This window comes from Pseudomonas sp. FW305-70 (genome assembly GCF_058783925.1).
This window is the reverse complement of sequence record NZ_JBYSYZ010000007.1, coordinates 33,751-47,054: the sequence shown is the minus strand read 5'-3', so window position 1 is coordinate 47,054 and position 13,304 is coordinate 33,751. Positions and strand designations below refer to the sequence as shown.

The 13,304-nt window shown below is 47.3% G+C and carries 14 protein-coding genes; all 14 read right to left on the bottom strand.

All coding sequences use genetic code 11. From position 1 onward, the window contains the following. The 14 genes from AC3WN7_RS07660 to ihfB all read right to left on the bottom strand — a co-directional run bounded on the left by AC3WN7_RS07660 (position 1) and on the right by ihfB (position 13,188). On the bottom strand, positions 1 to 963 hold the full coding sequence (locus AC3WN7_RS07660; RefSeq protein ID WP_015093997.1) for a UDP-glucose 4-epimerase family protein: 963 nt from the start codon (positions 961 to 963) through the stop codon (positions 1 to 3). 20 nt (positions 964 to 983) lie between these two features. Then, entirely contained in the window at positions 984 to 2,111 is a 1,128-nt protein-coding gene (wecB, locus tag AC3WN7_RS07655; protein WP_015093996.1) for a non-hydrolyzing UDP-N-acetylglucosamine 2-epimerase, read from the bottom strand. Next, positions 2,104 to 3,114, bottom strand: coding sequence for a polysaccharide biosynthesis protein (locus AC3WN7_RS07650; RefSeq protein WP_015093995.1), 1,011 nt, complete (start codon positions 3,112 to 3,114; stop codon positions 2,104 to 2,106). Before AC3WN7_RS07650 ends, wecB begins: the two co-directional genes overlap by 8 nt. 33 nt (positions 3,115 to 3,147) lie before the next feature. Then, the gene (locus AC3WN7_RS07645; protein ID WP_095966365.1) at positions 3,148 to 4,005 is read right to left on the bottom strand and encodes a dTDP-4-dehydrorhamnose reductase family protein; all 858 of its coding nucleotides are present in this window, start codon (positions 4,003 to 4,005) and stop codon (positions 3,148 to 3,150) included. Then, positions 4,002 to 5,246, bottom strand: a complete 1,245-nt coding sequence (locus AC3WN7_RS07640; protein WP_095966364.1) for a glycosyltransferase family 4 protein — start codon at positions 5,244 to 5,246, stop codon at positions 4,002 to 4,004. The genes AC3WN7_RS07645 and AC3WN7_RS07640 overlap by 4 nt, the downstream gene beginning before the upstream one ends. Positions 5,247 to 5,468: 222 nt before the next feature. Beyond that, entirely contained in the window at positions 5,469 to 5,873 is a 405-nt protein-coding gene (locus tag AC3WN7_RS07635) for a nucleotide sugar dehydrogenase (RefSeq protein ID WP_102674257.1), read from the bottom strand. A gap of 78 nt (positions 5,874 to 5,951) precedes the next feature. Continuing rightward, positions 5,952 to 7,163: a glycosyltransferase family 4 protein gene (locus AC3WN7_RS07630; protein ID WP_146022386.1), complete on the bottom strand. Its 1,212-nt coding sequence runs from the start codon at positions 7,161 to 7,163 to the stop codon at positions 5,952 to 5,954. A gap of 15 nt (positions 7,164 to 7,178) precedes the next feature. Then, entirely contained in the window at positions 7,179 to 8,297 is a 1,119-nt protein-coding gene (locus AC3WN7_RS07625) for an EpsG family protein (protein ID WP_095966361.1), read from the bottom strand. Beyond that, positions 8,297 to 9,580 (bottom strand): O-antigen translocase, encoded by a 1,284-nt coding sequence (locus tag AC3WN7_RS07620; protein WP_158247835.1) that lies wholly within the window; start codon positions 9,578 to 9,580, stop codon positions 8,297 to 8,299. Before AC3WN7_RS07620 ends, AC3WN7_RS07625 begins: the two co-directional genes overlap by 1 nt. Then, entirely contained in the window at positions 9,570 to 10,712 is a 1,143-nt protein-coding gene (rffA, locus tag AC3WN7_RS07615; RefSeq protein WP_095966359.1) for a dTDP-4-amino-4,6-dideoxygalactose transaminase, read from the bottom strand. The genes AC3WN7_RS07620 and rffA overlap by 11 nt, the downstream gene beginning before the upstream one ends. Next, a complete protein-coding gene (locus AC3WN7_RS07610; protein ID WP_102674260.1) occupies positions 10,699 to 11,271 on the bottom strand; it encodes an acyltransferase in 573 nt (190 codons plus the stop codon). Before AC3WN7_RS07610 ends, rffA begins: the two co-directional genes overlap by 14 nt. Before the next feature lie 248 nt (positions 11,272 to 11,519). Next, positions 11,520 to 12,569, bottom strand: coding sequence for an LPS O-antigen chain length determinant protein WzzB (locus tag AC3WN7_RS07605; RefSeq protein ID WP_095966357.1), 1,050 nt, complete (start codon positions 12,567 to 12,569; stop codon positions 11,520 to 11,522). Positions 12,570 to 12,630: 61 nt separating this feature from the next. Continuing rightward, a complete protein-coding gene (locus AC3WN7_RS07600) occupies positions 12,631 to 12,867 on the bottom strand; it encodes a lipopolysaccharide assembly protein LapA domain-containing protein (protein ID WP_095966356.1) in 237 nt (78 codons plus the stop codon). Positions 12,868 to 12,891: 24 nt separating this feature from the next. Further along, the gene (gene ihfB, locus AC3WN7_RS07595) at positions 12,892 to 13,188 is read right to left on the bottom strand and encodes an integration host factor subunit beta (RefSeq protein WP_095966355.1); all 297 of its coding nucleotides are present in this window, start codon (positions 13,186 to 13,188) and stop codon (positions 12,892 to 12,894) included. Between the last annotated feature and the right edge of the window lie 116 nt (positions 13,189 to 13,304).

Sequence of the window (13,304 nt, the reverse complement as noted above, 5' to 3'; positions counted from 1 at the left end):
TTAGCGCTGCCTTTCCTTGTAGTAGTTGGCAGCCGAGACAAGCGCCTCATCGACGCTGACCGGCGGAATCCAGCCCAGCAACTCCCGAGTTTTGCTGATATCGACTTGCAACGAACCGCACAGACGTTGCGACAAAGCCTTCTTGCCGAGCAACTGCGCCCCTCGTTCAAGCAACACGCTTGGCACAGGCAACAGGCGGGCAGGTTTACCCAATGCCTTTGCCATCCGCGTCAACAATTGTGTCGTGGACAAATCCTCCCCGTCGCTGACGAGGAAAGTCTGATTGGCGGCGGCCGGATGACGGATGCAGGTCACGATCAAATCCGCAAGATTTTCCAGAGCGACCAGGCTGCGTCGATTATGGATAGCGCCGAACGGCAAGGGTATTCCCTTGTCCAGCCAACGCATCATGTTCAGAAAGTTGGCTCTCACGCCCGGACCGTAAACCAGTACCGGACGGATGATCACCACTTCCATCCCGCAAGTGCTCGCAATTTCACGCAGCCCTTGCTCGGCCTCCATTTTCGAAACGCCGTACGGATCACCTGGTGCGGGCGTCGCGTCGGCGAAGTAAGGCTGATTGAGCGGCGTACCTTCGCCATTCACCTTGATCGAACTGATGAACACAAAGCGGCGAACACCCGACGAGGCTGCCTGCCGAGCGAGGCTTAGCGTGCCCTCGACATTCACCTTGCGAAACGCCTCCAGCGGATCGGATTCGGTGTCATTCATGACGTGAACGCGAGCCGCGCCATGAATGACAACCTCCACTTGATCCAGCGCCTGAGACCAATCGGTATCAGCACTGAGCCCGGCGGTTCGAACGGTAATAACGCGCGACGGACAGTCAGGCAGGGCGTGCCCGCGAATGGCAGCCACCGGTTCCAGATCGTCAGAGGCCGCCAAGCGACCCAATACTGCGCGACCGACGAAACCCGTAGCACCTGTCAATAAAACACGCATTTTTCAAACCTCGACGACGCTCAGGATTTCGACCAGACAGTACGATTGATGTAGTCGGTGTAACTCAGTACGACCCGAACGACCTGCTTCGACACAGGACCTGCCTGGTAATCCCTGACAACCGGGATAACACGCTGGCTACGATCATGTTGGCTGGTAACTACACGTACGGCATCCAGAACACCCTCCACTTTCAGGCCGCTCATGATGAGAGTGCCTTCATCCATCCCTTCCGGACGCTCGTGCGCATTACGAATGGTAATGGCGGGCAGATTCAGAAGAGAGGCTTCCTCTGTGATGGTGCCGCTATCGGACAGCACGCAGAACGCCGACATCTGCAACTTGATGTAGTCGAGCAGACCGAATGGCTTCGAGAAGCGAATCAAGGGGTGGTCCAGCGATTCGCCTATCGCTTCCAGACGTTTGCGCGTACGAGGATGCGTGGAAACAATGATCGGGTACTGGTACTTGTCGGCCAGGGCTCGCAGCGTTTTGAGCAAGTCGCGAAGGTTTTCCGGCGTATCGACGTTTTCCTCACGGTGAGCGCTGATGATGAAGAACTTGTCCTGCTCCAGGCCTTCTCGCGCCAGCACGTCGGAAGTGAGAATTTTCGGCATGTAGTAGTCGAGCACCTCCTCCATATGCGAGCCGGTCTTGATGATGGTTTCAGGACGAATGCCTTCAGCGATCAGGTAACGCCGGGCATGTTCGGTCAAGACCATATTGATATCGCTGAGGTGATCGAGCACCTTGCGGTTCAACTCTTCAGGGACGCGCTGGTCAAAACAGCGGTTGCCGGCTTCCATATGGAACACCGGAATCTTGCGGCGCTTGGCGGCAATGACGGCCAGACAGGTATTGGTATCGCCGTAGAGCAGAAGTGCATCAGGCTTTTCGGCCTCGAATACTTCGTCCGCCTTCGAAATGACTTCGGCGATGGTCTTGGCTGCGGTATCACCGGCAGCCCCCAGAAAGTAATCAGGCTTGCGGATTTCGAGATCATCGAAAAAGACCTGATTCAATTCGAAGTCGTAATTCTGACCCGAGTGAACCAACACATGATTAACCTGCTTATCAAGCTCGGCAATAACGCGGCTCATCTTGATAAGTTCTGGTCGCGTCCCGACCAGCGTCATGACCTTAAGCATCAAGTTGCTCCTGAATGTATTCCAGATTCAACAGAACTTTCTTCACGCCTTCTACATCGAGACGCTCGGTGTTGTGGGAGGTGTAGTCGTCGAGATCGGAAATTTCCTGCTCGCCCTCGACAAAAAACTTCTTGTAGTTAAGGTCGCGATTGTCCGAAGGGATGCGGTAGTAGCGCCCCATGTCTTCGGCCTTGGCCATTTCTTCTCGGGAGATCAGCGACTCGTAGAGTTTTTCGCCGTGGCGAGTACCAATGACCTTGACGGCATTGTCGCGAACAAACAGTTCCTTGAGTGCCTGGGCCAGGTCCGCCACTGTCGAGGCTGGTGCTTTCTGGACGAAAATATCACCTTGCTCGGCATGCTCGAACGCGTGCAGGACCAGGTCAACGGAATCCTCGAGCGACATCAGGAAACGTGTCATGTTCGGGTCGGTGACGGTCAGCGGCTCGCCACTCTGCAACTGATTGATGAACAACGGGATCACAGAACCGCGGGATGCCATGACGTTACCGTAGCGGGTTGCGCAAATCACCGGGCCTGTCGCCGGAATCATCCGCGATTTGGCAACCATCAGCTTTTCAGCCATGGCCTTGGAAATGCCCATGGCATTGATTGGGTATACTGCTTTGTCGGTACTGAGTACGACAACGCGTTGCACGCCCGAAGCAATAGCCGCATTCAAAACGTTCTCGGTACCCATGACGTTGGTACGCACGGCTTCCATCGGGTAAAACTCGCAGGAAGGCACCTGTTTCAGGGCTGCGGCGTGGAAAATGTAATCCACCCCCACCATCGCCTGATCCAGGCTGTCGCGATCACGCACGTCACCGATGTAGAACTTCACCTTGTCATTCGACAAGGCAATGCGCATATCTTCCTGCTTCTTCTCGTCACGGCTGAATACACGAATCTCTTTTACATCAGTATCCAGAAAACGCTTCAACACCGTATGGCCAAACGAGCCCGTACCGCCCGTGATCATCAAAACCTTATTATCGAACATAACTACCTTCCCAAACCTGATTGAATTTAATGATCAACGCAACGCGCGCATCGATTTAACCAATTCCAACCACGACGGTGGAACGTAACCGGTTGCCGCCTGAAACTTCGAGGAGTTTAGTGAGCGATCTATGGAAACTTGACTATCCGCGATGATATCGATTTCTTTTTCGTAAACTTTCGCCACCATCTTCAGAAGAGACAGTTTGTCAATTGGCGCCACGGAAACATGATAAAGGCCATGGAGACCTGGATTCGGGATCACGTAATCGCGAATGACACGCGCCAATTCTGCGGTTGGAAGCCCCGAAAAAATGGCCTTCTCATAACCCTTGACCGGTGCGTTCTGGGACAGGAACCAGTCCACCAGCGAATACTGGCTCCCCAGTTCGTGACCAATGATCGAAGTCCGCAGGGTGATAGCATTCAGTTCATCGTGAAGCTCACCGATGTACTTGGACTTACCGTAGAGATCCTCTGCATCGGAGATGTCCTCTTCGGTGTACATGCCTTTGCGGCCAGAAAACACGCAATCGGTGCTGATATGAATCAGCCGGGAACCTGACAGCGTGCACAACTTGGCAATGCGATGCGGCAACATGGCATTGATAGGGAGTGCGGAAAGGGGGTCCTTGGCATCGGCCAATTGTTTGATCAGTCCGACGCAGTTGATGACGACGTCCGGCTTGACCCGTGCCAGCACCGAAACCAGCGAATCCTGGTCTAGCACGTCGACATTACTGATCAACGAACTGTGCATGTCCTCAGAAAAGTATCTTGCGCCACCCGGATTGCGCAAAGTGCCCCACACCTCGTAGTGCGGGTTTCCATGGAATTGCCTGAACACTGTACTGCCCAGCATTCCGGTGACCCCTAACACGAGAACTTTCATTTTGAGCTACCTTTTAATTCATTGATCCTGCTACTGAGAATTTCGACCAGACGCTGACTTTGCCGCTCCATTTCGAAATGCTCGAGGTAATACGCTCGACCTGCCTGTCCCATCGATTCCCGCTCATCCGAAGTCATGCGAAAAAGCTGCTCAATGCAATAGGCCATACCTTCGGCGTCTTGCGCCGCGGTGGTCAGACCGGCTCCCGCCTCTTGAATGACGCGCGCGCCCTCCCCGTCCAGCGCGGCGATAATCGGCCTCCCCGCTGCCAGGTAAGCCTGAACTTTACTAGGGATGGTATAGGAGAACGCCTCATCTTGCTTCAACGTCACCAACAATCCCTCAGCGCGACTGAAAAAATGCGGCATTTCAGTGGCTGCAAAGCGTCCGGCGAGTATAAGGTTGTCCAAACCTCGGGATTCCTTCTGGGTTTCGATCCAGCTCGACATACTGCCGCTTCCGACCAAAACAATCCTGACTTCCGACAAATGGCGAAGCTTGTCAGCTACCTCGATGAGGGTTTCGACCGACTGGGCAGTCCCCAGGTTTCCAGCAAAAACCAGACAGAAATGATTGTCTAGCTCCGCGAGCAAGGGGGCGGGAATCCGGGTCTCCTCGATACTCCGCGGTACGTCCTGATATGAGTTGGGGTAATACACAACCTTGCCAGGATTGGCGTAACGGGCGACCGGTTCTCGAAATGCCCTCGACTGAACAAGAAGCGTATCGACGAAGGCATAAATACCTTTCACCATCCAGCCCACAACGCGCAATATTGCTTTGTTCTTGATGAACCCGGTCGCACTCAAGCTCTCCGGCCAGAGATCCTGAACCCATACAGCCAGATGGTTCTTGAGTTTCCACTTCAAGTAAATCGCAGGAATTACTGAAGTAATAGGTGAAGGTGCAAACACAAAAATCGCGTCAAAATCTTCACCTTTTACTGCTGCCGGGTAAAACTTAAGTCCATTTAAAATAAACGAAAAATAGTTCAGCATCAGATTTTTTGCGCCGGAAGCACCACGTGGTCTGAGTGGTGCACGACAAACACTGACGGAAGAGTCGAATTTTTCTTCCTGATATCCAGAAGCACTGTAACCACCAAAGACAATGCCATCAGGGTAATTTGGCTTACCAGTAAGAACCTTGATGTCATGCCCTTGAGCCGCCAAAGTCTTGACCAAATCATTAATAATGAACGACTCAGGCCAGAAATATTGCGTTACCACCAGGATTTTCATCTAGCAAGCACCTTCTTTTGAGCGTTTGGCCAACGCGAGTAACTCGGACCAAGTATTTTTCGAGGTGCTTTCCCAATCAAATCTGCCAATCTGCAAACGGCTGCAGTCGACAACTTAGTCAATAGCTCGGGAGCTGATAGGGCCTCTGTCAGCACACCACCTATATTTTTCGAGTAAAACGGTATGGTTTTACGAAAACGAAAATCGAAAGAAATTATATTCCTAAACATCGTAATGATCGCGCAGCCGGCCGATGCACGAGCCCCCAATATTCAAATCGCGCAGAGCATTATCAATAGTCTCTGCCGCTTCGGTGACATTAATGCCTTGGGTCTTATGAGCCCCTGCCTTGATAAGGCTGCCATATAACAAATCGACCAGACCAGCGGTTTTCCGAGTGAATCCAGAGGTGACTTTTTTAATATTTTTTATTCGATGAAACTCAGACCTTAATACACTGCCAGGTACTTCACACGTAAAACCATGATAAGTTTTCAGCGCATCAACCCCAGTTTTTCCAAAATAAAACCCGACCTCGTTCACTTTCTTGCCAAACTCTACAGCCAGCGACAGGCCCACATAACCAAGACCCGCAACAGCCAAATTTACACCTTCGAGTTTAAGCATTTAATTTCCTTGCGACTAACTGCTGGACCAACCGTAAATGAGTCAAATATATGCAGGCCCAGAAACTCACGCAACATTTTACACGCTATCAAATCTTGACTTCAGAGCCTTTGGCCCAAGCTTCACAATAGAGTACACAAAAGAAAGTACAGCTCGGCATCTACTGAATCTAATCTTAAAGTCCGGATAACATGTCGACAAATCGATAAACCTTGAAGTTGTATCCTCAATATTAAACTGCCCAGCTTTATCTCTATGAGCATCAGACAGTGAATTATATTGGGCAACTTCCATTCGATATAGCATTTCTATGCATTCAAGAATAGGAATTCGACGCGTTGTTGCTGAAGCTTCGTTGTATGAGTAGCCGTCAATTTCTGAAAAAAACCCACACGTATCGGGAGTCGATATTGATTCTATCCCAACAATCGATGGCACACCCGCTGCAGAAGCTTCGATCAGAGTGGTACCAGAACCTATAAAGCAAAAAGCGTCATTAAAAATCTCAGGAAGATCCGAATACTTTACTTCACCCATAAAGTGCACAAACTGCGCTACACCACACTGGATCGAGTAAGCCTCTAGCGCTTCTCTTTCGGGCCCGTCACCATATATAAAATAATGAAAATCACCAACAAGTCGCAAGCTGGATAATATAGATATTACATGCCTATTATAAACCTTGAAGTCCACCAAACGACCAACAGACAACAGCTTTAATGACAGTTTGTCAGGATAACATTTACTATAATGCTCAAGTGATATACCCAATGGCAACAATGCCACATCACCAACATCTAAAGCCTTGTAAGTAGCTGCAATCTCCGCAGTACTCTCATTCGGAAACAGAGTAAGCTTTACATTTTGATCGTACAATTCAAGCATCTTTTCTCTAAAATATACATTTCGACCGCGCCACCAAACAATTTCTCGAGAATGATAGATACCGATAGATAATGCGTCGAAAGAATATTTTTTCCGCTGGAAATACACATATGACAAAGTTAATAAATCAACAACATGGACCACGTCAAAATGAGTATGAGAACACGCACTCGCAGGCACCAAAGCGTTTAGCCAACTGGACGCCCCAAAAAAAGGAAAATACTCAACAACACAAACTGTTGCTACAGACGATAGCTTTTGGAAGAGTAAGTCATCATGCTTATTGGAGAGCAAAATCACAGTGACGGAGTGGCCCTGCTTCTGTAATTCGGTGGCCAAACGGACCACGTAGGTTTCTACGCCCCCCATGGATAGGCCACCCATCACAAAAAGTATATTTTTCAATTTACTCTCTACTTACTAATTATTGAAATTAAAAAACTGAACTGCTTCACCTGTCCAACCTGCATTATCTGTCAGATTCAAGTATAAAGTCAGCCCTGCATACAACACTATTAGAGCGTAGCCCACCCACTTGCCAAACAGCGAAAAAAAGACAAACGGTAACAAGACGTACTCAAACATCGAAATAGCCGCATAACTCCTTCCCGCGACAATTGCAAAATCGCCCAATGCAATCCGTATAAACGTTGCGCAAAAAAAGAAGCAAAAAACCAACTCAAAATACTCATATCTACTTGAGATTGTGCGCCAGAAAGCCAAGGCTAACCCCACAAAAAACAAATTCTTTAAATTTACAGCACTAAACAAGGGTAACGGATAGTTATAAATTTCCGCATTGAGATACAGATTTATTTTCTCACCTATAAACCCAAAATTGATCAAATATGAAAAAAATGTTTGTATATCAAAAAGCGCCGTAAAAGTCAGAAGAAAAAGCGCGACGGCCGCGTACATAGTGCGACCTGGTCGAAGCTGATAAATAGCGAACGGTAGTAGAATCAACAATGATGACACATGCACAAATGCGGCACAGATCACCAGAAGCATGAACATACCGACCTTCCGCACAGGAATAAACGTCACGGCCCAAAATAGAAGCGCGGAAGCCAAACCAAGACGAATAGCATTTAGTTCTTTATTAAGATAAAAATGACAAAAATATACAAGGATCGCTGCGCCGGCATGGGGAGAAAAAAATTTTATCGCCCTGACATTCAGCGCTACAGAGGCTAATGCAACCACACTGAAAAGCACAAGAGGCTCGCTACCAAAACCGCGCAACATAGATAGCAGAGTAAAAAAACCGAGTTCCACATTGAACTGGGAGTAGTTATAACCGCATAAAAATTCATCACATCCAAAAAAAAACGGAATATCCGTGAACATTTGCGCGTAGGCAACGTCATCGCTACCTACGCCCAAACTCCGCAATGCCGCTAATATGACGAGAGCTATAGCCGACGAAAAAACCGCAAGCTGCTTGACCCACCCTTGTTTAATCAGCATTTCCGCACCGCCGGAAATGGTCAAAAATATGAATACCGCGTAAATAGGCCAAACAAACTCAAAAGACATCAGTTACGCACCCAAAACTTCAACGCAAGAACACTTACAAGAAAACACATGACATAGGACATCATATACGCAACCGTGACACCTTCTGCGCCAACAATAAACCGCCCAATCAACAAGCTTAGAGATACAAATAAACCAGCCTGAAAAAGCTCTGAAATAATGTAAATACGGGTTGCCGCCCTCGCAACCGCAACAAAACCAATGACATAGTTAGACGCTTTAAAAAAATCACCAACTAACTGGTATAGCAAAAACTCATTTAACCCCTCAAACTCTTTAGAGAGCAGCAAGGGGACAAAAAAATCCCGCCAAAAATAAAGCGTTCCACCTCCGACTGCGAAAACGACCATGACAAAAACTACAAATTTATGGGTAAGTCGCTCTACTTCCCTTTTATTATTAATCCTAGAAATCATCGGCATGAAATAGGATGCCAAAAAAACACTAAAAAAACCTAAGTATGCACTAGAGAGCCTAATCAGACCTTGCCAAATTCCCGCCTGGGTATAGCCAGCATTACTAATTAGATTTTGTCGTATATAAATTTCGACAACGGGAAATGCGACCGCACTAACGCACAACATTAAACTGAACCAGCTTAATTTTTTAAGTAAAAACGGATCTATTTTCCCACATCTAAACCTGAAACGTAGCGAAGACCTCAGATACAAATAAACACTTGGGAATACCGCCATTGCCAAGATCGATATAATCGCGATCGCCGCACCCGGCAACCCAAACTTCAATATCAGCAACCAAGCAAAAGGTAATGAGATTAAATTACCAACTATCTGAGCAACTGCGAACGATTTAACATCAGCAAGTCCATTTGCGACAGAGGAAAACAGCATATTAAAGGCAAGCAAAAACTGAAAAACCGATAACAGTGATATAACCCAGGCGAGACTACCATCCCCAAGTATGAACTCTGATATCGGATGAGCAAAAAGCAAAAACAACAAAGCAAAAACGACAGAAACGACAAATGCAAAAGCCGAGGCCGTACTCAAAAGCCTATAGAGATTAAATTTATTATTCCTGTACTCTGCGGAATATTTTATGACGCCATGAGCGATACCTCCGCCAGCCAGCAGAGCGAGTATCGAAGTCAGACTCATAAAGTGGCCAAGCTTCCCCAATCCGTCTGGCCCTAAATATAGAGCGATCAGTTTAAGAACGAGAAAGCCGACAACTATTTTTGAAGCCTGGGCGAGAGTGGTCAATACGGCGCTGGAAACAGCTTTCCGATATTGAAGCTTGTCGCTACACTCGTTACGCGCCACAGGACATAATCGCTGCAGTTACTTGGCTCTTGACCTCATTTTCCTCATCGGCATTCATACCTAACCAGAGAGGCAAACGAATAAGGCGCTCACTTTCACGGGTGGTAAACTTATCATCACCTGAAAACACACCAAGTTTTTTTCCAGCCGGCGCCGAATGCAACGGAATATAATGAAACACTGCACCAACACCAGCTTCCTTTAGTTTGCTCAGTACCGCTGTACGTACATTAATATCTTTCACTTTCATATAATACATATGGGCATTCGCAACACAGCCATCTGGTATCACAGGGAGATCAACAACCCCCTTTTTTTCATAAGACTTAAAATGCTGATGATACTTTTCCCAGAGGGCAAGACGCGCAGAATTTATATATTCACAACGCTCTAACTGACCATACAAATAAGCTGCCTGCAACTCACCAGGAAGATAACTACTTCCCACATCTACCCATGTATATTTATCAATCATCCCTCTAAAAAACTGACTGCGGTTTGTCCCTTTTTCCCGAATTATTTCTGCTCGAGCAACGAAGCGAGCATCATTAATAATCAACAACCCCCCTTCACCACCACTTGTAAAATTTTTTGTTTCATGAAAACTAAACGCAGCCATGTGGCCAATAGAGCCCAGTTGACGCCCTTTGTAAGTGGACATCATTCCCTGAGCAGCGTCCTCTATTACAAACAAACCATTGCGCTGGGCAATATCCATTATTGTATCCATCTCGCAAGCGACGCCTGCATAATGCACAGGCACGATCGCCTTGGTTCGAGATGTAATAGCACCCTCAATAAGAGTTTCATCAATATTCATTGTGTCTGGACGAATGTCGACAAACACGATTTTTGCCCCTCGCAGCACAAAGGCGTTTGCCGTACTAACAAAGGTATAGCTTGGCATGATGACTTCATCACCAGGCTGAATATCGATGAGAATTGCGGCCATTTCCAATGCCTGAGTACAGGAAGGCGTCAATAGCGCCTTGGCGCAGCCCAACGTTTTCTCAAACCACTGATGGCACAAAGCAGTGAACTCACCATCTCCCGACATTTTGCCACTGCGCATGGCACGGAGAACGTACTGATCTTCATTGCCAGTATATGGCGGTTTGTTAAATGGGATCATTTTTTTGCTCACTTAAAAATTCGACTTCGAGTTTCAGCAGATCTTTTTTACGTTGTTTTATAAGCTTCGCTGGCACGCCGGCATATATACCCCATGCCTCAGTCGACCTAGTGACTAATGCCATTGAGCCTATAGAACAACCTTCTGATATTTCAACACCCGGAAAAACAACCGCCCCTGCTCCTACAATGACATGTCTACCGAGTCGAACAGCGGAAAATTTCTCGTTTTTGAATTTTTTCGGAACGAGAGAGTTGGTCAATGTCTCGCCGCTATAATCGTCCGATTGCGAAAAGACTTTTACTCCATATGCCAATGTACAAAAATCTTCCATGACAATGCCAGGAATACCTCCGGCGACGAGGCACATTGGTGTGATGTGATTGTACCGACCAATTTTTACGCATCCCGAGATCACGCAAAAATCGTCAATCCTGGAAAAATCGCCTATCTCAATTTTTTCCGCATTGTAAATACACGCCTTGTCGCTGATCTTTACCTGCTTGCCAAGACTCTTGAAACCCAATTTTTGAAGTTCTTCGTCGGTTAGATAGGCCATTCTTGATGTACCAATTGAATTTGTAGTGCTAAATATTATTTTTCTACCATTACCAGTTACAAGCTTGCTTTAAGGCACATCAGCTAAGCCCTGCGTTTTCTGCTCACAACCAAGAGTAGTGATTGTAATGGTAACCGGTAACTATCAGTCGAAAACCATTGACTGTACATCCACGAACCTGATCTCGCACAATGCTATCGAAGAGTCAATGCAAGCACCCAATATCCAGCACTTGCCTTAGAGAAATCTCAAGAAAGCACTTTACGCCGCCCCCACAAATAACGAACCAAACCAATCAGTAAACCCAGGAGCCCGCCTCCAATCAAAGCCAACCCTATGGACAGCATCTTCTTAGGCTTGATGGGTTCATCAGGTAACTCAATAGATCCATCCTGCCGGTAAACAGAAACGCTGGAGGGATCAATCTGCAAGTCTTCATAGAAGAACTTCTTGATTTGAAGCATACGAAGATTTTTTATGAAGGGATCGTTACTTTTTCTGTCCTGCAAATTTTTTATTTCTGCACTTAACGCTTTGGTGCCTCGCATGTACGTCAACTGGCCATCCATGGTCGCAGTCACTTCGGCGGCAACATTACCAGCAATTATAGGAGGCTCTTCAAGACCAATCGACTGCGCAACCCTCAACGCTTCTTGTAGTCGGCTAATCGAATCATTCCGTATCCCACTCTCAGTCTGCCGCAAAATACTTATTTGCTGACCAATATTACGTGCGCGAACTTCTGCTTCCCGCGTAACGTTGGTAATCACCTCATTTTTAGAGGCTTTACCTGCATTTGCTGTGAAGGTTTTCACCCACTCGGTTGCGCGCGCAGGATCTTTATCCTGGACTGAAACTGAATATCGATCTGGTTGTTCTTTGGAGGGCAACCCTATAGTCAGCTTCTTTAAAAACCTTGAATACAATTCATCTTGTGAGTCTTTTCGATCTGCATCAGATAGCGATGGCAAATACACTTCTAGAAAGAATGCGCGACGCAAAGCCTCACTTTGCAAGTTGCGAGTAAAAACATCATACACATCCTTTACTGTATAAGGTGTAAGCTCCAACTCTTTGGTTCGACCATAGTTAAAATCGGCTATTCCATTTAAAGTTGGGGGAAGCAAATATACACGCGCCTCATAGACTGGCTTACTGATAAACGCATAAGCTGCCGCACACAAAACAACAACCAAGGTAGTGCACAGTATCATTACTTTTTGAGCCCAAATGGATCTCATCAACTCAAATAAATCTATCTCATCCGACCCGGGCTTGGTCGATGGGGCATTCGTCATTCTGGCCAGCCTTTTCTAGTATGCATTTATGATGTTGCGCTTCGTATTCCAAACTCGTATTTTAACTAATTCTAGGATGCCTTTTCTTCTTTTGCGCAAAAATAAAAGCTAGAAGCGGCCCTATTGCCATACCGCTCAGTAACACCAAAATTAGCGATATGGATAACGGAAGCTTCGGCGATGACCAGCCAAGGAACACCAGCGAAACGTCTTGCCTATTTTCAAGCACAAAAATGACTATCACAAATACAATCAGTAGTGCAGCTACAAAAAAAACTATGCGTTTGGCATTAGTCATCGGAAAACCACCCGTCGTTCCTGATTACAGCTCAACGTCTTCATCTTCATTCACCCGATCCCTCAGCTCCTTGCCTGGCTTGAAATGCGGAACGAATTTTCCGTCGAGACTGACAGACTGACCGGTTTTCGGATTACGGCCAACCCGTGGAGCACGGTAGTGCAGAGAGAAGCTGCCAAACCCCCGGATCTCGATACGGTCTCCGGTAGCCAGACACTGGGACATTTGCTCAAGCATGGTCTTGATGGCCAGCTCCACATCCTTGGATGAAAGCAGCCCTTGATGGGTGACAATTCGTTCGATCAACTCCGACTTCGTCATATTTTTCCCTTCTTTTTCAAGCAGCTAGATCAGCGCTCCAAAGGTTTTAGCACGCCGGCATGATTTTGAACAGCCCGAGTTTTGCCATACATCCCACCACCCCGGAATGCCTGATT

Coding starts and splice junctions, on each gene's coding strand:
- AC3WN7_RS07610 (WP_102674260.1), bottom strand. CDS start 11,271: ATGGCCTATCTAACCGACGAAGAACTTCAAAAATTGGGTTTCAAGAGT.
- AC3WN7_RS07635 (WP_102674257.1), bottom strand. CDS start 5,873: ATGCTTAAACTCGAAGGTGTAAATTTGGCTGTTGCGGGTCTTGGTTAT.
- AC3WN7_RS07605 (WP_095966357.1), bottom strand. CDS start 12,569: ATGACGAATGCCCCATCGACCAAGCCCGGGTCGGATGAGATAGATTTA.
- AC3WN7_RS07660 (WP_015093997.1), bottom strand. CDS start 963: ATGCGTGTTTTATTGACAGGTGCTACGGGTTTCGTCGGTCGCGCAGTA.
- AC3WN7_RS07600 (WP_095966356.1), bottom strand. CDS start 12,867: ATGACTAATGCCAAACGCATAGTTTTTTTTGTAGCTGCACTACTGATT.
- rffA (WP_095966359.1), bottom strand. CDS start 10,712: ATGATCCCATTTAACAAACCGCCATATACTGGCAATGAAGATCAGTAC.
- wecB (WP_015093996.1), bottom strand. CDS start 2,111: ATGCTTAAGGTCATGACGCTGGTCGGGACGCGACCAGAACTTATCAAG.
- AC3WN7_RS07645 (WP_095966365.1), bottom strand. CDS start 4,005: ATGAAAGTTCTCGTGTTAGGGGTCACCGGAATGCTGGGCAGTACAGTG.
- AC3WN7_RS07640 (WP_095966364.1), bottom strand. CDS start 5,246: ATGAAAATCCTGGTGGTAACGCAATATTTCTGGCCTGAGTCGTTCATT.
- ihfB (WP_095966355.1), bottom strand. CDS start 13,188: ATGACGAAGTCGGAGTTGATCGAACGAATTGTCACCCATCAAGGGCTG.
- AC3WN7_RS07650 (WP_015093995.1), bottom strand. CDS start 3,114: ATGTTCGATAATAAGGTTTTGATGATCACGGGCGGTACGGGCTCGTTT.
- AC3WN7_RS07625 (WP_095966361.1), bottom strand. CDS start 8,297: ATGTCTTTTGAGTTTGTTTGGCCTATTTACGCGGTATTCATATTTTTG.